General features: G+C 51.2%; 23 protein-coding genes and 2 pseudogenes. 18 read left to right on the top strand and 7 right to left on the bottom strand.

What is annotated here, in order from left to right:
* Positions 1-62 precede the first annotated feature (62 nt).
* Positions 63-2,105 (top strand): oligopeptidase A, encoded by a 2,043-nt coding sequence (prlC, locus tag AB182_RS26810; RefSeq protein ID WP_047372729.1) that lies wholly within the window; start codon positions 63-65, stop codon positions 2,103-2,105.
* 129 nt (positions 2,106-2,234) lie between these two features.
* On the top strand, positions 2,235-2,987 hold the full coding sequence (gene rsmJ / locus AB182_RS26815; RefSeq protein ID WP_047372730.1) for a 16S rRNA (guanine(1516)-N(2))-methyltransferase RsmJ: 753 nt from the start codon (positions 2,235-2,237) through the stop codon (positions 2,985-2,987).
* Positions 2,988-3,381: 394 nt separating this feature from the next.
* On the opposite strand, the gene uspA is transcribed toward rsmJ, so the two are convergent.
* A complete protein-coding gene (uspA, locus tag AB182_RS26820) occupies positions 3,382-3,819 on the bottom strand; it encodes a universal stress protein UspA (RefSeq protein WP_047372731.1) in 438 nt (145 codons plus the stop codon).
* Between the two features lie 505 nt (positions 3,820-4,324).
* On the opposite strand from uspA, the gene uspB reads away from it, so the two are divergent.
* On the top strand, positions 4,325-4,660 hold the full coding sequence (uspB, locus tag AB182_RS26825) for a universal stress protein UspB (RefSeq protein ID WP_041851285.1): 336 nt from the start codon (positions 4,325-4,327) through the stop codon (positions 4,658-4,660).
* Between the two features lie 37 nt (positions 4,661-4,697).
* Here uspB and pitA read toward each other — a convergent pair whose 3' ends face one another.
* Positions 4,698-6,194, bottom strand: a complete 1,497-nt coding sequence (pitA, locus tag AB182_RS26830; RefSeq protein WP_047372732.1) for an inorganic phosphate transporter PitA — start codon at positions 6,192-6,194, stop codon at positions 4,698-4,700.
* A gap of 230 nt (positions 6,195-6,424) precedes the next feature.
* Between pitA and AB182_RS26835 the strand changes: the two genes are divergently transcribed.
* A complete protein-coding gene (locus AB182_RS26835) occupies positions 6,425-7,618 on the top strand; it encodes a BaiN/RdsA family NAD(P)/FAD-dependent oxidoreductase (protein WP_047372733.1) in 1,194 nt (397 codons plus the stop codon).
* A 45-nt stretch (positions 7,619-7,663) separates the two neighbouring features.
* Here the strand turns inward: AB182_RS26835 and AB182_RS26840 are convergent, their stop codons facing one another.
* The 3 genes from AB182_RS26840 to ycgZ form a co-directional block, all read right to left on the bottom strand.
* The gene (locus AB182_RS26840) at positions 7,664-7,930 is read right to left on the bottom strand and encodes a biofilm development regulator YmgB/AriR family protein (RefSeq protein WP_047373456.1); all 267 of its coding nucleotides are present in this window, start codon (positions 7,928-7,930) and stop codon (positions 7,664-7,666) included.
* A gap of 55 nt (positions 7,931-7,985) precedes the next feature.
* Entirely contained in the window at positions 7,986-8,297 is a 312-nt protein-coding gene (locus AB182_RS26845; RefSeq protein WP_047372734.1) for a hypothetical protein, read from the bottom strand.
* 130 nt (positions 8,298-8,427) lie between these two features.
* Positions 8,428-8,670 carry a regulatory protein YcgZ gene (gene ycgZ / locus AB182_RS26850; RefSeq protein WP_047372735.1) on the bottom strand — a complete coding sequence of 81 codons (243 nt, stop codon included), beginning with the start codon at positions 8,668-8,670 and terminating at the stop codon, positions 8,428-8,430.
* A 345-nt stretch (positions 8,671-9,015) separates the two neighbouring features.
* On the opposite strand from ycgZ, the gene AB182_RS26855 reads away from it, so the two are divergent.
* The 7 genes and pseudogenes from AB182_RS26855 (at position 9,016) to AB182_RS26885 (ending at position 13,510) form a co-directional block, all read left to right on the top strand.
* Positions 9,016-10,236, top strand: coding sequence for a diguanylate phosphodiesterase (locus AB182_RS26855; RefSeq protein ID WP_047372736.1), 1,221 nt, complete (start codon positions 9,016-9,018; stop codon positions 10,234-10,236).
* Positions 10,237-10,481: 245 nt separating this feature from the next.
* Positions 10,482-11,214, top strand: a pseudogene (locus tag AB182_RS26860) (MerR family transcriptional regulator).
* A 300-nt stretch (positions 11,215-11,514) separates the two neighbouring features.
* Positions 11,515-11,730, top strand: coding sequence for a hypothetical protein (locus tag AB182_RS26865; protein ID WP_047372737.1), 216 nt, complete (start codon positions 11,515-11,517; stop codon positions 11,728-11,730).
* 343 nt (positions 11,731-12,073) lie between these two features.
* Positions 12,074-12,289 (top strand): hypothetical protein, encoded by a 216-nt coding sequence (locus AB182_RS26870; protein ID WP_047372738.1) that lies wholly within the window; start codon positions 12,074-12,076, stop codon positions 12,287-12,289.
* Between the two features lie 65 nt (positions 12,290-12,354).
* Positions 12,355-12,606: a hypothetical protein gene (locus AB182_RS26875; RefSeq protein WP_139153734.1), complete on the top strand. Its 252-nt coding sequence runs from the start codon at positions 12,355-12,357 to the stop codon at positions 12,604-12,606.
* A 301-nt stretch (positions 12,607-12,907) separates the two neighbouring features.
* Positions 12,908-13,147 carry a hypothetical protein gene (locus AB182_RS26880; protein WP_047372740.1) on the top strand — a complete coding sequence of 80 codons (240 nt, stop codon included), beginning with the start codon at positions 12,908-12,910 and terminating at the stop codon, positions 13,145-13,147.
* Positions 13,148-13,201: 54 nt separating this feature from the next.
* On the top strand, positions 13,202-13,510 hold the full coding sequence (locus AB182_RS26885; protein WP_047372741.1) for a hypothetical protein: 309 nt from the start codon (positions 13,202-13,204) through the stop codon (positions 13,508-13,510).
* A 119-nt stretch (positions 13,511-13,629) separates the two neighbouring features.
* On the opposite strand, the gene AB182_RS26890 is transcribed toward AB182_RS26885, so the two are convergent.
* Positions 13,630-13,878, bottom strand: a complete 249-nt coding sequence (locus AB182_RS26890; protein ID WP_047372742.1) for a biofilm development regulator YmgB/AriR family protein — start codon at positions 13,876-13,878, stop codon at positions 13,630-13,632.
* A gap of 191 nt (positions 13,879-14,069) precedes the next feature.
* On the opposite strand from AB182_RS26890, the gene AB182_RS26895 reads away from it, so the two are divergent.
* The 5 genes and pseudogenes from AB182_RS26895 to AB182_RS33180 form a co-directional block, all read left to right on the top strand.
* Positions 14,070-14,321 carry a ParD-like family protein gene (locus tag AB182_RS26895; RefSeq protein ID WP_047372743.1) on the top strand — a complete coding sequence of 84 codons (252 nt, stop codon included), beginning with the start codon at positions 14,070-14,072 and terminating at the stop codon, positions 14,319-14,321.
* Complete coding sequence (gene map, locus AB182_RS26900) at positions 14,318-15,103, top strand: type I methionyl aminopeptidase (protein WP_047372744.1); 786 nt, start codon at positions 14,318-14,320, stop codon at positions 15,101-15,103. Before AB182_RS26895 ends, map begins: the two co-directional genes overlap by 4 nt.
* 272 nt (positions 15,104-15,375) lie before the next feature.
* The gene (locus AB182_RS26905; protein WP_047372745.1) at positions 15,376-16,518 is read left to right on the top strand and encodes an iron-containing alcohol dehydrogenase; all 1,143 of its coding nucleotides are present in this window, start codon (positions 15,376-15,378) and stop codon (positions 16,516-16,518) included.
* Positions 16,519-16,747: 229 nt separating this feature from the next.
* Positions 16,748-17,875: a metallophosphoesterase gene (locus AB182_RS26910; protein ID WP_047372746.1), complete on the top strand. Its 1,128-nt coding sequence runs from the start codon at positions 16,748-16,750 to the stop codon at positions 17,873-17,875.
* A 55-nt stretch (positions 17,876-17,930) separates the two neighbouring features.
* Positions 17,931-18,029: pseudogene (locus AB182_RS33180) on the top strand (type II toxin-antitoxin system YoeB family toxin); the annotation flags it as partial.
* Between the two features lie 15 nt (positions 18,030-18,044).
* Here AB182_RS33180 and idnK read toward each other — a convergent pair.
* Positions 18,045-18,569: a gluconokinase gene (idnK, locus tag AB182_RS26920; RefSeq protein ID WP_047372747.1), complete on the bottom strand. Its 525-nt coding sequence runs from the start codon at positions 18,567-18,569 to the stop codon at positions 18,045-18,047.
* Positions 18,570-18,784: 215 nt separating this feature from the next.
* Here idnK and idnD point away from each other — a divergent pair, with 215 nt between their 5' ends.
* Both idnD and idnO read left to right on the top strand, forming a co-directional pair.
* Positions 18,785-19,816 carry an L-idonate 5-dehydrogenase gene (gene idnD / locus AB182_RS26925; RefSeq protein ID WP_047372748.1) on the top strand — a complete coding sequence of 344 codons (1,032 nt, stop codon included), beginning with the start codon at positions 18,785-18,787 and terminating at the stop codon, positions 19,814-19,816.
* 24 nt (positions 19,817-19,840) lie between these two features.
* Positions 19,841-20,605, top strand: a complete 765-nt coding sequence (gene idnO, locus AB182_RS26930) for a gluconate 5-dehydrogenase (protein ID WP_041851306.1) — start codon at positions 19,841-19,843, stop codon at positions 20,603-20,605.
* Positions 20,606-20,633: the final 28 nt, after the last annotated feature.

Consider the following 20,633-nt stretch of genomic DNA (forward strand, 5'->3'; position numbering starts at 1 on the left):
GTTATGCAGAGCGCCGGATCGTGCGCTTCACTCACTCTCTTTAACAGGACAGGACTGCGCTTATGACCAATCCATTACTCACGCGTTTCGAATTACCGCCGTTTTCAAAAATCCTGCCTGAACACGTCGTGCCTGCCGTGACGAAAGCGCTGGACGATTGCCGTACCGCGGTGGAAAGCGTGGTAGCCCATGGTGCGCCGTACACCTGGGAAAATCTCTGCCAGCCGCTGGCGGAAGTGGACGATGTACTGGGACGTCTGTTCTCCCCGGTTAGCCATTTGAATTCCGTGAAAAACAGCCCGGAACTGCGTGAAGCCTATGAGCAGACCCTGCCGTTACTGTCGGAATACAGCACCTGGGTTGGGCAACATGAAGGGCTGTACAACGCCTACCGCGATTTACGCAATGGCGATCACTACGCCACCCTGAGCGTTGCACAGAAGAAATCGGTCGATAACGCCCTGCGTGATTTCGAGTTGTCCGGTATTGGCCTCGAAAAAGAGAAACAAAAACGCTATGGCGAAATCGCCGCACGTCTGTCCGAACTGGGCAATCAGTACAGCAACAACGTACTCGATGCGACCATGGGCTGGACAAAGCTGGTGACTGACGACGCCGAGCTGGCCGGTATGCCGGAAAGCGCGCTGGCCGCCGCGAAAGCCCAGGCCGAAGCCAAAGAGCAAGAGGGCTACCTGCTGACGCTGGATATCCCAAGCTACCTGCCGGTGATGACCTATTGCGACAACCAGCCGCTGCGCGAAGAGATGTACCGCGCTTACAGCACCCGCGCCTCTGACCAGGGGCCAAATGCAGGCATATGGGATAACAGCCCGGTGATGGCGGAAATTCTCGCCCTGCGTCACGAGCTGGCGCAACTGCTGGGTTTTGAAAGCTATGCCTATAAATCGCTGGCGACCAAAATGGCGGAAAACCCGGCGCAGGTGCTGGACTTCCTGACCGATCTCGCTAAACGCGCTCGTCCGCAGGGTGAAAGAGAACTGGCACAACTGCGTGCGTTCGCCAAAAAAGAGTTTGGTGTGGATGAGCTGCAACCGTGGGATATCGCTTACTACAGCGAGAAACAGAAACAGCATCTGTACAGCATCAGCGACGAACAGCTACGCCCTTATTTCCCGGAAAACAAAGCGGTAAGCGGCCTGTTTGAAGTGGTGAAACGGATTTACGGCATTACCGCGAAAGAGCGTCACGATGTCGATGTCTGGCATCCGGATGTGCGTTTCTTTGAGCTGTATGACGAAAGCAATGAACTGCGCGGTAGTTTCTATCTTGACCTCTACGCCCGCGAGCACAAACGCGGCGGCGCGTGGATGGATGACTGCGTCGGGCAGATGCGCATGGCGGATGGCTCTTTGCAGAAGCCAGTGGCCTACCTTACCTGTAACTTCAACCGTCCGGTCAACGGTAAACCGGCGTTGTTCACCCATGATGAAGTGATCACCCTGTTCCACGAATTTGGTCACGGCCTGCACCATATGCTGACCCGTATCGAAACCCCGGGGGTTGCTGGTATTAGCGGCGTGCCATGGGATGCGGTGGAGCTGCCGAGCCAGTTTATGGAAAACTGGTGCTGGGAGCCGGAAGCGCTGGCATTTATTTCGGGTCACTACGAAACGGGCGAACCGCTGCCGCAGGATCTGCTGGATAAAATGCTGGCCGCGAAAAACTACCAGGCGGCACTGTTTATTTTGCGTCAGCTGGAGTTCGGCCTGTTCGATTTCCGCCTGCACGCCGAGTTCAGCCCGGAGCAGGGGGCGAAAATCCTCGATACGCTGTTTGAAATTAAAAAACAAGTCGCCGTGGTGCCAAGCCCGACATGGGGGCGTTTCCCGCACGCTTTCAGCCATATCTTTGCGGGGGGCTACGCTGCCGGCTATTACAGCTATCTGTGGGCGGATGTACTGGCGGCAGATGCCTACTCACGCTTTGAGGAAGAGGGCATTTTCAACCGCGAAACCGGGCAGTCGTTCCTCGACAATATTCTGACCCGTGGCGGTTCCGAAGAGCCAATGGAACTGTTTAAGCGTTTCCGCGGCCGCGAGCCTCAACTGGATGCGATGCTGGAGCATTATGGTATCGAAGGCTAATACCCGTCATACTTCAAGCCGCACGCGCGTTGGCGACGTTTGCTCACCCCAGTCACTTACTTTTGTAAGCGCCTGGGGATTCACGCACTTGCCGCCTTCCTGCAACTTGAATTATTTAGGGTATATGTAGTGAAAATCTGCTTAATGGATGAAACAGGCGCCGGAGACGGCGCCTTATCTGTTCTTGCGTCCCGTTGGGGGCTGGAGCATGACGAAAATAACCTGATGGCACTGGTGCTGACGACGTCGCATCTGGAACTGCGTAAACGCGATGAGCCGAAGCTCGGCGGTATTTTTGTCGATTTCGTGGGTGGGGCGATGGCCCATCGGCGTAAATTCGGCGGTGGGCGCGGCGAGGCGGTAGCAAAGGCCGTCGGCATCAAGGGTGATTATCTGCCGGATGTGGTGGATGCGACGGCGGGACTGGGGCGTGATGCCTTTGTGCTGGCGTCAGTGGGTTGTCGGGTGCGGATGCTGGAGCGTAACCCGGTGGTGGCAGCACTGCTGGATGATGGCCTGGCGCGTGGCTACGCAGACCCGGAAATTGGCGCATGGCTGCAGGAACGGTTGCAGTTGATTCATGCCTCCAGCCTGACCGGGCTTGCGGATATTACCCCTCGTCCGCAGGTGGTCTACCTCGATCCCATGTTCCCGCATAAGCAAAAAAGTGCGCTGGTAAAAAAAGAGATGCGTGTTTTTCAGTCGCTGGTGGGGCCGGATCTGGACGCTGATGGGTTGCTGGGACCGGCGCGTCAACTGGCGACGAAACGTGTAGTAGTAAAGCGCCCGGATTACGCGCCGCCGCTGGCGGATGTAGCGACCGCCAATGCGGTGGTGACCAAGGGGCACCGGTTTGATATTTATCCCGGGACACCGGAGTAAATTGGTGAGGGCAGTGCGGTCTGGTGCCCTCACCTCACCCCGCTTCCCTGCGGGCGGCCCTGGTCAGCCGTCAACGCCTCATCGATTTTCAGCCGGACCCTGTCATCGCTGTAACGGTTTTGTTCTTATTAAGCGGCGTTATCGCTGTAAGACGTAAAATTACTGGGGATTCCTCAGCCCTCAGGGAGAGGGAACATTTTAGTGCTTATCGGTCTTGTGTTTTGTAGCCCGGACAAGGCGACAGCCGCTGTCCGGGAACCCTCCGTGGTGCTGCGCGTACCGGGAATACATGTAACTGCATAAGGCGGTTTTATCGGCCTTTGGCGGGGAAATCAGCGCCAGAAAACAAAACGCCCGCAGCAGCGGGCGTTAGCAGGCAAAAGAAGATGGACGGTTATTCTTCGTCTTCATCTTTCAGCGGAACAATCAGCATATCCACGTGGACCGTATTGATAAGCTGACGCGCGGAGGACATCAGTTTGCTCCAGAAGTCCTGATGATGCCCGCAGACGACCAGGTCCATATCGTATTTCTTGATGGCATCCACCAGTACCTGCCCCAAATCGCCGCTACCGCTCAAGGTTTCCGTGATCGGATAGCCCGCGTTGGTAGAAAGCTCGGTCAGCGCATGATGTGTTTCATCAGAGATACGTTTTTGCATATCGCCGAGGTTAACGTCGATAAGGCCAGTGTAGAGATCAGAATAATTTACATCGACATGAATCAGTGACACCTTCGCGTTATAAGGCCGCGCCATGGATACTGCTTTATCAACCAGTAATTTGCTTTCAGGAGAAAGATCGACTGCGATGAGAATGTGTTTGTAAGCCATAGTGTTACTCCTTCCATAAGTTGTCGATGACCATAGGGTTATACACCCCTGACACAGCACTGTTTCCCGCGTCCTGCGTACCACCTGCACGGGTAGCGCCCGGCCTTAAGGATTCATTTTATACTCTTCGTACTTCAAGCCGCAGATGCGTTGGCTACGTTCGTTCACCCCATCACATTCAGGGGATTTATTCTCTTGCCGCCTTCCTGTCACTCGAATTACCCAGAGTATGGGAATATTTCTACCTTATAACTCTGCGCACTTATCGTCAATCTGCCTGGATCACGATTCACTTAACCAATATTTACAACCAGATGCACAAGATTGCTTAACGTTGTGGCAAAAAAATATACAAATCTCCTACACTATTTAATGAGCCGTTTGGATTTCAGTTTGTGATCTCGATCGGCTATTGGTAATACTCTTCACTAAATGACTTGGTTGATTATCTGGGAGCGGTAATCCCGGATCACGTTTCCGTGGGCGGTTCGCCGGGGGAGGAGATATGATCAGCACCGTCGCGCTGTTTTGGGCTTTGTGCATCGTTTGTGTGGTTAACATGGCGCGTTATTTTTCATCACTGCGCGCATTGTTAGTGGTACTTCGTGGTTGTGACCCCTTGCTTTACCAGTATGTTGATGGCGGAGGTTTTTTTACCTCCCATGGACAACCCAGCAAGCAGATGCGTTTAGTCTGGTACATTTATGGCCAGCGCTATCGCGACCATCATGATGAAGAGTTTATTCGCCGCTGTGAGCGAGTACGCGGGCAGTTCATCTTAACCAGCGCGCTCTGTGGGCTGATTCTGGTGAGCCTGATTGCTCTGATGATTTGGCACTGAGAAAAAAAACGGGCCAGTTTCCTGACCCGTTTTGTTGTTAAATCAGCTTGAGGGCTATCCAGTAAAGCACGCCCGAAAGGACGATGGACGCTGGCAGGGTAAAGACCCAGGCCATCAAAATGCTGGTGACAGTTTTGCGTTGCAGACCACCGCCATCGACGATCATCGTCCCTGCGACTGAAGACGACAGCACGTGCGTGGTAGAAACGGGCATACCGGTATAGCTTGCCAGACCGATGGAGACCGCGGCAGTCATCTGCGCGGACATGCCCTGCGCGTAAGTCATGCCTTTCTTACCGATTTTCTCACCGATGGTGGTCGCCACACGACGCCAGCCAATCATCGTACCCACACCTAACGCCAGCGCGACGGCCATAATAATCCAGACAGGCGCGTATTCGATGGTGCTCAGCATGTCGCTTTTCAGCTTCTTAAGCAGACGCTGGTCGTCAGTATTGACGTCAGGCAGCTTCGCGACCTGGTCGGTGATATCTGACAGACAAAGCATGATGCGACGCAGCTGGCTGCGCTGTTCCACGCCGAGTTTGTCGTAACTTTCAATCCCGGTCAGCATCTCTTTAGCACGATCCAGCGCGATAATGGCGCGGCTCGGATGGCAGTGGAACTGTGACGGCGTGGCCGCTGTTTCCGCAGGGGTCAGTGGTTGTTGCTCTACGCCCGTTGCCTTCTGCAGAAGTTCCGGATGTTGCTGGAAGTACACTTCTACGTTGTTTACGGCGTCACGAGTACGAGTGATGTCATAACCTGAGGCATTCATGTTAACCACGAAGCCAGCAGGCGCGACGCCAATCAGTACCAGCATGATCAGACCGATGCCTTTCTGGCCATCGTTCGCGCCGTGAGAGAAGCTCACGCCAATGGCAGAAAGAATCAGGGCGATACGCGTCCAGAAAGGCGGCTTTCTTTTGCCGTCCTGCTTTTCACGCTCTGCGGGCGTCAGGTGAATACGCGCGCGTTTTTTACTGCCGCTCCAGAACCGACGCAGCAAGAACACCAGCCCGCCCGCGAAAATCAGGCCGACAATCGGCGAGACAATAAGGGAGGCAAAAATGTTCAGCACTTTGGGAATGTTAAGCGCATCCACTACCGACGTGCCCGTCATCAGCGCGTTGGTTAAACCAATACCAATAATCGCACCAATCAGGGTGTGGGAGCTGGATGCAGGCAAGCCGAGATACCAGGTACCCAGGTTCCAGATGATCGCGGCCAGCAACATAGAGAAGACCATGGCAAGGCCATGTGCTGAACTGACGTTAAGCAGTAAATCGGTCGGTAGCATATGCACAATCGCATAGGCCACGCTTAACCCCCCCAGCAGTACGCCGAAGAAGTTAAAGACCGCCGCCATAACAACAGCCAGCTGCGAGCGCATGGCTCGGGTATAGATAACCGTTGCCACTGCGTTCGCCGTATCGTGGAAGCCATTAATCGCTTCGTAGAACAGAACAAAACCCAGAGCAAGCAAAAGTAACAGCCCGGTGTGGAGATCCAGACCGGCAAATAAATGTAGCATAGGACGTTACGCCATTTTGAGGACATGAACGCGGCGCATTATCAGGGAGTTTGGCGGCATCGGCAAAGTGAAATATGGACTTTTTTTGACATTCTTTCTGGTCAGTCGCCATTGCTTTAAGCATATTCTTATATTTTTCAATGTAATGGCTATTGCCCCGCGTATTCGGGCTGGTGTGACCACTCTGAACTATTTACAATCCGCCGCGACATAATGAAGAGGATTTTAGTGTGGAACGGTTTGATGCCATCGTTATCGGCGCCGGTGCGGCGGGAATGTTTTGTGCAGCTCAGGCGGGGCAGGCGGGGTTACGCGTGCTCTTACTGGATAATGGTAAGAAGCCAGGCCGCAAAATCCTGATGTCCGGCGGCGGTCGCTGCAACTTCACTAACCTTTATGTCGAGCCGGCGGCGTATCTCAGCCAGAACCCCCATTTCTGCAAATCTGCACTTGCTCGTTATACCCAGTGGGACTTTATTGATTTGGTGGGCAAATACGGTATCGCCTGGCATGAAAAGACACTGGGCCAGCTCTTTTGTGATGACTCTGCTGAGCAGATAGTCGACATGCTGGTAGCGGAGTGTGAAAAAGGCAAGGTGACCCTGCGTTTGCGTAGCGAAGTCCTGGGCGTTGAGCGTGACGACGACGGCTATACATTGCAGCTCAATGGCGAAACGGTGGCGGCGAAAAAACTGGTGGTCGCTTCCGGTGGGCTTTCTATGCCAGGCCTGGGCGCCTCGCCGTTTGGCTATAAGCTCGCCGAACAGTTTGGTCTGAACGTTTTGCCGACGCGTGCCGGTCTGGTGCCGTTCACGTTGCACAAACCGCTGCTGGAACAATTCCAGGTGCTCTCCGGCGTTTCAGTACCTTCTGTGATTACGGCAGAAGACGGCACGGTATTTAAAGAGAACCTGCTTTTTACCCATCGCGGTCTCTCCGGGCCAGCGGTACTGCAAATTTCCAGCTACTGGCAGGCAGGGGAGTTCGTGACGATTAACCTGCTGCCTGAATGCGATCTCGATAGTCTGCTGAATGAGCAACGTCAGGCGCACCCGAATCAAAGTCTGAAAAATACGCTTGCAATGCACCTGCCAAAACGGCTGGTGGAGTGCCTGCAACAGCTTGGGCAAATTCCGGATGTCACACTTAAGCAGCTCAATAGCCGCGACCAGGAAGCATTGATCGACACGCTGACCCACTGGCGCGTGCAACCTAACGGCACCGAAGGCTATCGTACCGCAGAAGTGACGCTGGGTGGCGTGGATACCCATGAACTCTCTTCACGTACGATGGAGGCCCGCAAAGTACCCGGGCTCTATTTTATTGGTGAAGTCATGGATGTGACCGGCTGGCTGGGCGGCTATAACTTTCAGTGGGCATGGGCAAGCGCCTGGGCATGTGCTCAGGCGTTAGTCGGCGAATAAGGATCCCTGGCGGCTCGTCATGTGCTGCCCCCGATCGTGCAAAGGTCAAATATCATCCAACGTATGATCGACCACGATCTCCAGGGTCTTGCGAAGAACGTCCTTCCTGACGACATCTTCTGTATTTTCCATCAGGTTAATGAGGCGCAGGATAATGGCTTTGTTGGTCACTTGACCATCGTAAGCCAGAATGCTGCGGATCACGCCCCCGAGAATAATGGCTTCTTCGGCCAATAAATCGCCAGCGTTACGAAAATAGTCAGACAATGTCTTGTTGGGCAAATTCTTATAAAGATCTGATTTTTCAATCATCACCTGGTTCATTTTCACGCCTTAGTATAGTTTTCCGTAATAGGGCCATCAGCTATCATTGCTTTCTACTGCGGCCCTGCCGTTGGCGATTGCCGAATAATGGATAGACATTGTCTCCGGCATCTCTGATGTTCTCATCTTGCTCATTCCCATTCTGAACACGGGATGAGGCAATTTTATTACTACTGATTTCATCGATCAGACACACAAGTAGCGCCCGTCTCTGGCTATCTTGTTCACTGCTCTCCATGTATTGCAGTCGGGCAATGAGAGCCGGGGTGTTTATCGGGCCATTTTCTTTGAGAAGAAAAAGCAGCGCCTCTCCAATCAATTCATCTGTTAGTTGCTGATTATCACTACTCTTCATAACTGCATCTCTGCTTGCCGCTCTGTTCGTGAATGAAACGCGGCATGAAGTCATCTCTGTACAGGAAGCAAGCTGACACCTGACTTGCAGAAGTGACTTGATGTATCAGGATACTTTTACTGCATATGGCTTAATCATTACCAAAAAGCAGGCTTATGAGCCCCTGATAATGGCGTTCCTCTTCTGACGTTGACGCCTGCTCAAGACGGCAAAGTAACTTAGTACACAGTGATTTACGGTTCAGTTGACGGCCATCCCGGAGGATATCCACCACAATCTCCCCTAACGTCTCTTGTTGAGACGGCAGGTCCGCTGCGCTGAAATAGCGAGCGATGGCATTCGTTGTATCCGGAAGGTATCCGTTCTGGCGCATATATCACTCCTGTATAACCGATAGTCATTTATTGAACGCGTTAAGCTATACAACTATAGAAAACCTGTACATAAAAATTGTACATATTTGACGATGATTTTAAACAATAAGTGCTATTTGTTACTTTTCAATAAGATAGAAAGCACAAAATCAACACATTTCACCATTCCAGGCTACACTTTTGGCATGCGTTTCTCTACGATGACATAAAAACCACACGGATGTTGGGATTGTCGTCTCCACTTTCATCTGTTGTATATCCGCCGTTGATCATGTTTGTTTACAAGGTCCCCTGCGTAAGCCCCTGTCATTGGGGCAATTACAACGCTCTCTCTGGGATAGCTCATGCTCACAACCCTTATTTACCGCAGCCATATCTGCGATAACGTTTCCTTTAGCGTGCTGGAGGAGATGGTCGCTGCGGCGAATCTCAAAAACGGTGAGGCGGATATCACCGGGATTCTGCTGTTCAACGGCACCCACTTTTTCCAGTTGCTTGAAGGCCCTGAGGAGAGTGTTTCTGCTATCTACCAGCATATTTGTAATGATAAGCGGCATTACAATCTGGTGGAGTTGTTGCGTGATTACGCGCCTTTGCGGCGATTTGGTAAGTCAGGGATGGAACTCTTTGATTTACGTGAATATGACAGAGAGGAAGTCCTGCAGCATGTGCTTGATAAAGGCACCTCACGATATCAACTGACCTATGAAGATCGCGCCCTTCAGTTCTTTCGCACGTTCGTTGAAGATCTGGAAAAAGAGAACTATTTTGAGATTCCACCGGGGGATACCTGGGAATTCGTGACTGACGAAAGCGATGCTATCTCGCAAACGCTGCCCCCTGACCGCGAGGCCGGCTGCTATTTCGCATTTCAACCCATTATCGATCCGTTCGCACGGCAAGTTGTTTCAGTGGAAGCTTTGATCCGCACCCCTGAGGGGCACGCGCCGCAAGCCTGGTTCGAGGGGCTTCGCAGTGATGAAATCTATGAGGCCGATCTGAAAAGTAAAAAAGTCGCGTTTGCCATGGCGGCGGCATTAAAGCTGGGGGCACAGACCCTCTCCGTGAACCTGCTGCCCATGACGCTGGTGAATGTTCCCGGTGCGGTTAATTTTCTTCTGGATGCCATTAAAGCCAATGATCTGGTGCCTGAACAGGTCATTGTTGAGTTCACCGAAAATGAAGTCATTTCCCGCCTGGATGAGTTCACGAATGCCGTCAGGTTATTGAAAGCAGCCGGATTTCGTGTAGCCATCGATCATTTTGGCGCCGGATTTGCTGGTCTGCTCTTACTGGCGCAATTTCAGCCAGAGAGGATCAAAATTAACCGCGACCTGATCAAAGATGTTCATAAAAGCGGCCCCCGGCAGGCCATTATCCAGGCCATCATCAAATGCTGTGTTTCTCTCGAAATCATGGTCTCGGTCGTGGGGGTGGAGAAGCCGGAAGAATGGATGTGGCTTGAGTCGGCGGGTATCTCTCAATTTCAGGGGTATCTGTTTGCCCCTCCGGCGCCTGGCGCTATTCCTGCCGTTGCATGGCCGGAAAAAAAGGGTGGTCTGTAACCTCCTCCTGTCGTGACCTGTTAATTTTCCCCTACCGCACTCTGGCACTGGCGGTAGGGGAGAGCCTGCTTTTACCCTCTCCGCACGAGCGGCGGTGAAATAAAATCCATTTTTGCACATGGCCCGTTTCCGGTTATGCTTGCTAATAAGCACTTTCTGGCTTGTACAAGTTATGAAAATTGTAAAACCTGTACAGAAGCATGAATTTTGAAGAGTAACGTATTGGGTTTGAGTTGAGGGAAGCAATGACCTTTTACAGCATTGGCGATGTCGCAGAACGATGTGGAATAAATCCTGTCACGCTCAGGGCGTGGCAGCGCCGCTATGGATTGTTGAAACCTCAGCGTAGTGAAGGGGGGGCATCGACAATTTGACGAGGAAGATATCCAACGGATTGAGGAAATTAAACGATGGATTGAAAGTGGCGTTCCGGTCGGTAAAGTCAAAGCGCTTCTGGAAGAGAAAAAAGTGGATTCTCATGATGGATGGGAATCGCTTCAGGAAGAGGTCATGTCCGTATTACGGCAGGTCCGTCCTGCGAAACTACGTGCCCTGATTATGAGTCTGGGACGGGAGCATACCGCCGATATTCTTATCGATCATGTGTTTGTCCCCGTTCGCCAACGGCTTTCTCTCGATCAAAGTACCGCCCGCGCTATGTGTAGTTTACTGGATGGCGTATTAATTGATTATGCCGTCTTATGCCTGACTCGTGCCCGCAAAAAGATGGGGAAAGACGCGTTGTTTATTAGCTGGGGCAGCGACGATCGCACCCGGATGTGGCTGGAAGCATGGCGTTTGTCACAGCACGACTGGAATATTGATGTTCTCGCGGAGCCACTGGAAACGGTTCGTCCGGAGCTTTTTCCTGGCCTGCATATTTTTGTGTGGACCGGTAAAGCGTTATCGCGTCATCAACAAGAACAGTTTACCCACTGGCGGGAACAGGGATTTGCCATCGCTTTGCATGGGGCATAAGGTCAAAATGTAACGCGCACTCTCTTCTGTGTCCTCTGCAGAAGGTGAGCAGCGCAGTTCCATTCGTTCTCCGTTATTTTCCTGCCCTTGCTCAGTAACCGCTGAGTAATAATCCTTTGAATATATTCGCTCCTCGCACATATCCCACAGACATGATTTTCCTCCGCTCACGGCCCCTTTTCATATTTCATCCCTTCGATGACCATATTAAGAATCCCCTGAATATTATTTTGCTGAAAACGTACCGGCTATAATAATAATGCAAGACATTATTTACGCCGAGAATGAAAGGAGGTGGGTTTGGTAAAAACCATTGAAAAACATGAACCAGGTTATATTGCGATCGGTGAAGCCGTGCTAGCCCATATCGCCAGTAATAAGGAAATATCACGTGAGTCACTAATGCTGATGTTAACGCAACACGCTGAGGAGGTGACGAATGAATACCAACTATCTCAAATTTGGCTGGGGCACTCATTACTTAAAAACGCCAGCCATGGCCATACCACTCACTGAAAATTAATATTCAGTAACGTGCCAATGCCGCTTAAACCGGCTTTCAGCCAGCCTCGATAACAGGCTAAGCATCCTTTTATTTGTCTTGTCATTTATCGGGTGGCTACTCGCGCTTTGATTTTATTCATACACCGCGCTCAGCCTCGCGAAGGGCACAGAGAGGAGAAACTATGCCTTTATTTATCCGATTGATAAGCGTTGTCCGATCGTTCTGATTACTGACGGAACGTCGGCGGCAGAATTTCTCTATTTCTGCTGGCTATAACAAAGCAGCGCTTTAGCGCTTTTATCTTATTTGTACAAATGTTTATTTCTGTAACAAACAGGAGGTTTTTACCATTATATGACTAAACAATCCGGTAATGAAATTTTAACCCGGGATGAACTGATTCGTGAAGCGATAGGCTTCGCAGCAGCATATTTAATTAAGAATAATTTACCCGTGACGACACGCGGGTTAAGTCAGACTCTCCTTATGGAAGAAGAGAGAACGGATATTGCAGAACGTAAAGCAATTTATCAGGAAGCCAGGAAAATGGTTTTGCGTAAAATGCAGTAAATAAATATATCAGGCTGCACGTAATGGTGACTTTGGCAGCCTGATATAAAAATCATGAGGAGGAGATGATGACTGTAAAAACAGCCGACAAAGCCACAGAAATTCTTATTAGTGAGGCGTTGGTTCATTTACTTGAGTGTGGTGCGGAAATCACGCATGACACACTAATTCACACTCTGGATGATAAACGGGTAAATGTAACTGACCGGAACTTGCGAATGCGCTATTCCCGGGCGATTGATGAGGTGCGAACGCACCAGCGTTTTTCGCCCCAACAGCGCAGTGGAATTGGCCACCGCAGCTATCAGATTCATTAAACCGCACCGAAGGTGAATAATCGCCTTCGGTTTTTATGCTTGTTGTTTCAGTAAATTATTTCCCTTTAATATTACTGAGTTAAGTAAAGTCTGACATTCATTACATTATGAGATAGATTGTTTTTTAGCGGATCATGCTTTTAATCTCACATCCCCTGGGCAGTTATTTTTGCTAACAGGATCAGATATCCTTTCAATTAGGTGCTGCTAATGCCACAATGCCCGCCATGCTTATTGTTTAGCAGCGTTAATTGGTTACTGGCCGTAAGGTATTTTCCTGAATGCATAAGCAAGGTGAAATATGAATAATTCACGCAGTGACGGCCCGCAGGAGACGGAGGGCGCCTCGGGTAATGAGAAGCTAAGTCTGGAGCAGACATTAAGCGCCATCGTTATCCAAATGTTACGTGAAGGGCGGTATATTACTCGCCATAGTCTCTGCATTGCCGTCGCTGGATGTATTGAAAAAAATACTCGCACCGAGCTTGAAGCGCATTATGCTGATATCTTGCGAGTATTACTCCGTCGCGAGACTGAGTAATTAACTGCGGCTACCGTCATCGCTCATTCGCATGAAATGCATTCTGGAGTCAGCATGATTAAAGATGTAAAAGAGAGTCTGGTCGAACTGGTCATGGGTGATGCCATTCTCGAATTGCTTGAAGCGGATGCGCCCATTTCACATGGGGCGCTCATCGCACAACTCGCCCGCAATCTCGAACAGGAACAGCGCGAATCACGGCGGGAAGCCATTCTGGCGGCGATTAATGAGATACAGGAAAGTATCAAACTTATTGATCGTACCGAAGAAAAAAGGACCCGCTGGAATCAACAAACCGTTAAAAATAGCAAAATGCTGCAATTGAATATTGCTTCACAAGGCGTCGGTGATAAAAAACATTAAATATTAAAAGATTATGCGTTTTCTCTGCTTTCGCTGAAGGCCGTCCCTCGCCGATAAAAATGTCCGGGCGGAGGAGATGTATTTCTCTTTTCAAAGAGAGATTGCCAGTACCACTCTTTTCAAAGATCGTCCGGCGTTCGACTGACCACCATTTCCAGAGCACTCCGGTACATCCTTGTTTTTTCGGGGTCGCTCTCCTCTTCAAGGTGACGAATGATTGCCAGAATCACCGCTTTGTTACTGACTGGCAAATTTAACGAAGCCAGCTTCTCTTCAACGGTTTTTATAAAAGCCAACTCGACGCTGAAAACAGGCAGGCGAATAGTTTGTGACGTGTTAAGGAACTGTGTTGCCGGGTGAAGGGCCATAGGCGCTCTTTTCCTTTTTGCTGCATGCGTGGTAAATCAGAAAAATCCCCTTATTCTGAAAATCTAGGCTGCTTTTGGCAAATTGCATAGTCCGGCAGCATTTTCCGCCTATAGCGTGCGAATTAATAAATTCACCTTCAGGATAAGAGTCTGTATTATACGTTTCATATATGATTCGTATAAGGTGAAGTATGGGTATCGTTAAAATCTCGGATTTGATGCACGAAAACCTGCGTCTGGCCAGCAACGCGCTGAGTCGTTCGATCAATGCCCAGGCTGAGCACTGGCTGAAAATCGGCATGCTCTCCGAGCTGTATCCCCATTTGACGCATCAGGAGCTTACCCGTCTGTTGGTTCGGGCAGAGCTTAAGGGCGGCGTGGATATCCATAGGCTGGTTGACGATGAGTCGTTGCCATTACACGTGGAACATGAAGCCAGATGACGAACATCAAACTGCATTCTCCGCAAGAGATTGAAATGGCCCGGGCAGCGGGCCACGCTGCGGCCAACGTTCTGGAAATGATCAAGCCCCACGTTCGCGCGGGCGTGACCACCGATGAGATCGACACGCTGTGCCACGATTTTATTCGCCATGAGTTAAAGGTGATTCCGGCGAACATAGGTTACAACGGCTATACCCGCACCGTTTGCACGTCGGTCAATCATGTGGTGTGTCACGGCATCCCGTCGGAGAAACGCCTTAAGGATGGCGACATCATCAATATTGACGTGGCGATCATCAAAGACGGATGGTACGGCGATACCAGCCGTATGTATTTTGTTGGTGAACCCTCTGTACGCGCCAGAAGACTCACCACCATCACCTATGAATCGATGGTCGCCGGTATTAAAGCTGTGCGTCCCGGCGCGACACTTGGCGATATCGGCGCGGCTATTCAGGAGGTGGCGGAGTCCGCTGGTTTTTCGGTGGTGAAAGAGTACTGCGGACATGGCGTGGGGCAGGAGTATCACGCAGAACCGCAGATCCTGCACTATGGCCGTCCGGGCACCGGGCTGGTGCTGAAAAAAGGGATGATTTTTACCATTGAGCCGATGCTCAACGCCGGTAAAGCCGCCACGAGCGTGCTGTCTGACGGCTGGACGGTTGTCACCAAAGACCGTTCACTCTCGGCGCAGTGGGAGCATATGGTAGCGGTCACCGATACCGGTTTCGATTTACTGACACCCTGGCCGGACCCTTCACCCGAGTATTCAGGGCTTTAATTTCCCTCTTCTTGATTCAGGCGGGTCAGACACGCGTTGACCCGCCTGCCTGACCACGTCTTTGTACTCTTGCTGCCGCGAAAAAGATGCCGCTGACGGTACGCTTTAATTCCTCTGCTTCCATCACAAATTCCTTCGGGTATTACTGCGACAATCGCCCGGTGTCATGCCAAAGATTTGCTTTTACTCTGCGCACATCTTATTTCCAGCGCCTTTTTCTGCCTGTACGCAAAATAAAACCCAATCTTTCTCTTAAATTTATGGAGTCTTCTATGACATTTTCATTCTCTATTCCGCGCAGTATTATTTGTGGTGAAAACGCATTAGACCATCTGGCTACCCTTAAAGGGAAAAAAGCCGCGCTGGTAACGGGCGGCAGCTCAATGAAACGCTTTGGTTTTCTGGACAGGGCCATCAGCGAGCTGAATAAAGCCGGGATGGAATGCACCGTCATTGATAATGTCGAACCCAACCCGTCTGTCGAAACGGTCTGGCGTGGGGCGAAAGCGATGCTGGCGTTTGAACCAGACTGGATTGTAGCGATTGGCGGCGGTTCCGCGCTGGATGCGGCAAAAGTGATGTGGTGTTTCTACGAACATCCGCACCTGACGTTTGAAGACATCATTCCCGTGGGCTCAATGCCCGCATTGCGTAATAAAGCCCGTTTCGTCGCCATTCCGTCCACCAGCGGCAGCGCCTCTGAAATCACCGCGTTCTCGGTCATCACCGATACGGCGCATCACATCAAATACCCGATTGTGGCGGCAGATCTGGTCCCTGATATCGCCATTCTGGACCCGACCATTCCGGCAAAAATGCCGCCGCATGTCACCGTGCATACCGGGATGGATGTCATGACGCACGCGCTTGAGGCGTATGTCTCTACCGCGGCCAACTCTTTTACCGATCCCTACGCGGTAGAAGCTATTCGCCTGGTGTTTGAATATCTGGAAATCGCTTATCTGTCGCCGAATGACCTGAATGCGCGTATGCATATGCATAATGCCTCGGCGCTGGCGGGCATTGCATTTACTAATGCCTCTCTGGGACTGGTGCATTCTATGGCGCATAAGATTGGCGGGGAGTTTGGTATTACGCATGGCCTGGCGAACGCGATTATGCTGCCATATATCATTCAATATAATTCTATCTACACCAATAAATACCAGAAGCTGGAGAAAGCGCTGGGTATTGGCAATCTGATCACCGCCATTAAAGACCTGAATAAGCGTCTGAATATACCCGAGACCCTTGGGCAATGTGGCGAGGTTGAAATTAAAGAGGCCGCCTTTATGCAGGTACTCGACCGCATGAGTCATAACGCGGTGGATGATCCATGCACCCTGACCAATCCCAATCAGCCAACGGTACAGGATGTGAAAACATTATATTCAAGCGCCTATTACGGCGCCTGATATTCATGGTGACAAAGAACAAAAGCGTATGGCGACATACGCTTTTTTTTGCCCTGTATCCTTCCCGATAAGCGAGCATAAACGCCACCGCAGCGCCGGGAATGCTTGCGCCGCTAAAAATGCCTCAGCGCGTAAGAAAACAGCCACTGACATATCATGACAACGTGCTAATTTTAAAACGGTTCATTCACGCGCGGTTTATGCTGTAAACGCAGGTATGGAGATAGCGATGTTTTTTATCTGGATGCTGTTGCCGGCACTCTACATTGGTTCTCGTTTTATCTGGTGGCTTCCACTGCCCCCTGTGCTGCGCCTTGGCCTGTTTCTTGTGCTGGTGGGCATTTGTGAGTTCCGCTTTTTTAGCCGCTGGCTGTGGGGTGGCTCATTTTCCCCTGAGTGGCCGCGTCTGGTAGTGATGCTGGCTGGCGGATTGTTTGGCGCCGTGGTGCTGTTCGCCAGTTTCCTGCTACTGCGCGATGTTCTCGCTCTACTGGTCGGGCTGCTGACCGGTAAAACGCTCCCTGCATTGCCCATCATGTTGCCGCTGCTCGTACTGTCTGTAGTGCTGGCGGTTATCGGCGTCTGGCAGGCAACACGGATACCCCATGTTCGTACTGTCCATGTTGAGATCCCTGGTCTGCCCCCTGCTTTTGACGGCTACCGGCTGGTACAACTGGCCGATATTCATGCCACGCGCCTGTTGCCCCGCAAATGGGTACAACAAATTGTCGCTAAAACCAACGCCCTGCAACCGGATCTCATCGCCTTGACCGGCGATATGTCAGACGGCGCCGTGGAGGATCGCCTGCCGGATGTCGAGCCGCTGACACAACTGCGAGCGGCGGATGGCGTCTATGCGATTACGGGCAACCATGAATACTACTTTGACTACGCAAGCTGGGCGCCAGCCTGGCAGAAGCTGAGCATTCCCTTTTTGACTAATCAGCATGTGCGTATTGCACGCGGTGACGACTCATTTGTGCTGGCAGGTGTACCGGATATAGCGGCGAGAAATTACGGTTTTGCAGGACCGGACCTGAAACGCGCACTGGAAGGTACTCGCCCCAATGATACCGTTATCCTGCTCGATCACAGACCGGGTACCGCGGATGATAACGCCGCGGCAGGTGTGAAGTTGCAGCTATCCGGTCATACCCACGGTGGGATGGTGCTGGGTCTGGACCAACTGGTGAAGCCCCTTAACAACGGTTATATATCCGGCCGTTATTCGGTGGGGCCGATGACCCTCTACGTCAGCAATGGCGCCGGGCTGTGGAACGGGTTTCCGCTGCGGCTGGGCCGTCCTTCTGAAATCACCGAGCTTATTCTGCACCCAACGACATCCGCGGCGCGTTGAAGTGGAGACAGTCGCCTGGTGGCGGCTGTTCCGGCTGGCGCTGTTCGCCTGCGCGGCCGGGTTTGGGTCCCGACGGATAACCGAGGAGCATCGTCAGGTCTATTCCATTACCAACGATGCACTCCTGGTGGCGGCTTGCCGTTATCACTTTTGATAACGTTTGAGTGGGTTATCCCTTTTTTGCCCGCAGTGCGGTAACTGCCTGCACGCATTGCTCAACCACGTCTTCGACCTCATGGTTGATATCGATGCGCATGACATCATCCTCTTCCTGTTCCGGGCGTTCCAGCGCAGCGAACTGACTTTTGAGTAACTCTACCGGCATAAAATGCCCCTGCCGTTTCGCCATTCTCGCCAGAATGGTTTCATAATCGCCATCCAGCCACAGAAAATGTACATTCGGACTGCCTTTGCGCAGAATATCCCGGTAGCGTTTTTTTAATGCTGAACAAACAATTAAACCTGTTTCATTCTTTTTATACAGACTGTAAGAGGCATCATTTAATCGTTCCAGCCATGGCAATCTGTCTTCATCGGTTAAAGGAATGCTGGCAGACATTTTATCGATATTCTTTGCCGGATGAAGATCGTCCCCATCAATAAATTTCGCACCAAGTTTGGCGGCGGCTTTAGCGCCAATCAATGATTTTCCGCTGCCCGATACCCCCATCAAAATATAACTCTCACCACCCATTTAATTACTCCTGTCTCATTTTGATGACGCGGATATTACCGTGCAAATAGCAATGTGCTTATGTTTTTCTGCACCGGAAAAGCAGAATTATAAAGCGCGTCACGTTATGCGTAACATTGCAGTGTAACAATTTTTGAGCGTGACATACATCACAATTCAGCGCAGACAAAACCGTTTAAATGCCCACCAGGCCACGTCCTGACCAGAGAGGAAACATGAAGATTAAAACTCAATCCTGCGTTGTAGCGGGAAAGCAAACTGTTGACGTTACCGACCAGGAAATTGAATGGAATAATAAAGGTACATTGGTACAAATAACCCGCGGGGGGATTTGTGGATCCGATTTACATTATTATCAGGAAGGCAAGGTAGGTAATTTTTCCGTTAAAGCACCGATGGTATTAGGCCATGAAGTCATTGGTAAAGTTGTTCATTCAGATTCAGAAAAATTACATGAAGGGCAAACTGTTGCAGTAAATCCATCAAAACCTTGTGGTCATTGTAAATACTGCCTGGCGAAAGAAGAAAACCAGTGTACTGAAATGCGTTTCTTTGGCAGCGCGATGTATTTTCCACATGTCGATGGCGGGTTTACCCGTTTTAAAGTGGTGGATACTGCGCAATGTATTCCTTTCTCCGGTAATGCCGACGCCAAAACCATGGCTTTTGCCGAACCGCTGGCGGTCGCTATTCACGCTGCCCATCAGGCCGGTGATTTACAAGGCAAACGTGTCTTTATCTCGGGCGTAGGCCCGATTGGCTGCCTGATTGTCAGCGCGGTGAAAACCCTGGGCGCAGCAGAAATTGTGTGCGCGGATATCAGCTCTCGCTCGCTTGAACTGGCGCAAAAAATGGGGGCCGATACGCTACTCGACCCGCGTAGCGCTGACCTGACGCCGTGGAAAGCGGAAAAAGGTTATTTCGATGTCAGCTTCGAAGTATCGGGCAACCCGACATCCATTACCACCTGTCTGGAAGTGACGCGCGCCAGAGGGGCGATGGTTCAGGTAGGGATGGGCGGCGCGGTGGCGGATTTCCCGATGATGATGCTGATTGCCAAAGAAATCTCCCTGAAAGGTTCCTTCCGTTTCACCACTGAATTCAATACCGCTGTCTCCTGGCTGGCGAATGGCGTGGTGGATCCGCTGCCGTTATTGAGTGGCGAATACCCGTTCACCGAGCTGGAGCAGGCACTCAAATTCGCCGGCGATAAAACCCAGGCTGCCAAAGTTCAACTCGTTTTTTAATGCATCGTGATAAGGAATAAGACCATGAACGACCTTTTTTCACTGGCGGGCAAGAATGTCCTGATTACCGGTTCTGCACAGGGTATTGGTTATTTATTAGCAACGGGCCTCGGGAAATACGGCGCACAAATTATCGTTAACGATATTAATCAGGAACGTGCTGATGCCGCTGTTGAGAAGCTGCGTGCGGCAGATATTCGCGCCGTGGCCGCGCCATTTAACGTAACCAAAAAAGCTGAAATTGATGCCGCTATTGCGCGCATTGAGGAGCAAACCGGGCCGATTGATGTCCTGGTCAATAATGCCGGTATCCAGCGCCGCCATCCGTTTAATGACTTCCCGGAACAAGAGTGGAATGACGTGATCGCGGTTAACCAGACGGCGGTTTTCCTGGTATCGCAAGCGGTGACACGTCGTATGGTTGAACGCCAGGCCGGGAAAGTGATCAACATCTGCTCCATGCAAAGTGAGCTGGGGCGCGACACCATCACACCGTACGCCGCGTCTAAAGGTGCGGTCAAAATGCTGACCCGCGGCATGTGCGTTGAACTGGCACGGCATAACATTCAGGTGAATGGGATTGCGCCGGGTTATTTCAAAACCGAGATGACCAAAGCGCTGGTCGAAGATGAAGCGTTCACCGGCTGGCTCTGCAAACGTACTCCTGCGGCACGCTGGGGCAACCCGGAAGAGCTGATCGGCGCAGCGGTGTTCCTCTCCTCTAAAGCCTCTGATTTTGTTAACGGTCATCTTCTGTTCGTTGACGGCGGCATGCTGGTCGCAGTGTGACTCGTTAGCACTAAAACGCAGCGCTTCG

The organism is Phytobacter ursingii (assembly GCF_001022135.1).
Taxonomy (GTDB): Bacteria; Pseudomonadota; Gammaproteobacteria; order Enterobacterales; family Enterobacteriaceae; genus Phytobacter; species Phytobacter ursingii.

What these genes read in the sequence shown, in the direction of transcription:
- prlC (WP_047372729.1), top strand. Translation starts at nt 63, where the DNA reads ATGACCAATCCATTACTCACGCGTTTCGAATTACCGCCGTTTTCAAAA.
- uspA (WP_047372731.1), bottom strand. Translation starts at nt 3,819, where the DNA reads ATGGCTTACAAACACATTCTCATCGCAGTCGATCTTTCTCCTGAAAGC.
- uspB (WP_041851285.1), top strand. Translation starts at nt 4,325, where the DNA reads ATGATCAGCACCGTCGCGCTGTTTTGGGCTTTGTGCATCGTTTGTGTG.
- pitA (WP_047372732.1), bottom strand. Translation starts at nt 6,194, where the DNA reads ATGCTACATTTATTTGCCGGTCTGGATCTCCACACCGGGCTGTTACTT.
- AB182_RS26840 (WP_047373456.1), bottom strand. Translation starts at nt 7,930, where the DNA reads ATGATTGAAAAATCAGATCTTTATAAGAATTTGCCCAACAAGACATTG.
- AB182_RS26845 (WP_047372734.1), bottom strand. Translation starts at nt 8,297, where the DNA reads ATGAAGAGTAGTGATAATCAGCAACTAACAGATGAATTGATTGGAGAG.
- ycgZ (WP_047372735.1), bottom strand. Translation starts at nt 8,670, where the DNA reads ATGCGCCAGAACGGATACCTTCCGGATACAACGAATGCCATCGCTCGC.
- AB182_RS26855 (WP_047372736.1), top strand. Translation starts at nt 9,016, where the DNA reads ATGCTCACAACCCTTATTTACCGCAGCCATATCTGCGATAACGTTTCC.
- AB182_RS26870 (WP_047372738.1), top strand. Translation starts at nt 12,074, where the DNA reads ATGACTAAACAATCCGGTAATGAAATTTTAACCCGGGATGAACTGATT.
- AB182_RS26875 (WP_139153734.1), top strand. Translation starts at nt 12,355, where the DNA reads ATGATGACTGTAAAAACAGCCGACAAAGCCACAGAAATTCTTATTAGT.
- AB182_RS26880 (WP_047372740.1), top strand. Translation starts at nt 12,908, where the DNA reads ATGAATAATTCACGCAGTGACGGCCCGCAGGAGACGGAGGGCGCCTCG.
- AB182_RS26885 (WP_047372741.1), top strand. Translation starts at nt 13,202, where the DNA reads ATGATTAAAGATGTAAAAGAGAGTCTGGTCGAACTGGTCATGGGTGAT.
- AB182_RS26890 (WP_047372742.1), bottom strand. Translation starts at nt 13,878, where the DNA reads ATGGCCCTTCACCCGGCAACACAGTTCCTTAACACGTCACAAACTATT.
- AB182_RS26895 (WP_047372743.1), top strand. Translation starts at nt 14,070, where the DNA reads ATGGGTATCGTTAAAATCTCGGATTTGATGCACGAAAACCTGCGTCTG.
- map (WP_047372744.1), top strand. Translation starts at nt 14,318, where the DNA reads ATGACGAACATCAAACTGCATTCTCCGCAAGAGATTGAAATGGCCCGG.
- AB182_RS26905 (WP_047372745.1), top strand. Translation starts at nt 15,376, where the DNA reads ATGACATTTTCATTCTCTATTCCGCGCAGTATTATTTGTGGTGAAAAC.
- AB182_RS26910 (WP_047372746.1), top strand. Translation starts at nt 16,748, where the DNA reads ATGTTTTTTATCTGGATGCTGTTGCCGGCACTCTACATTGGTTCTCGT.
- idnK (WP_047372747.1), bottom strand. Translation starts at nt 18,569, where the DNA reads ATGGGTGGTGAGAGTTATATTTTGATGGGGGTATCGGGCAGCGGAAAA.
- idnD (WP_047372748.1), top strand. Translation starts at nt 18,785, where the DNA reads ATGAAGATTAAAACTCAATCCTGCGTTGTAGCGGGAAAGCAAACTGTT.
- idnO (WP_041851306.1), top strand. Translation starts at nt 19,841, where the DNA reads ATGAACGACCTTTTTTCACTGGCGGGCAAGAATGTCCTGATTACCGGT.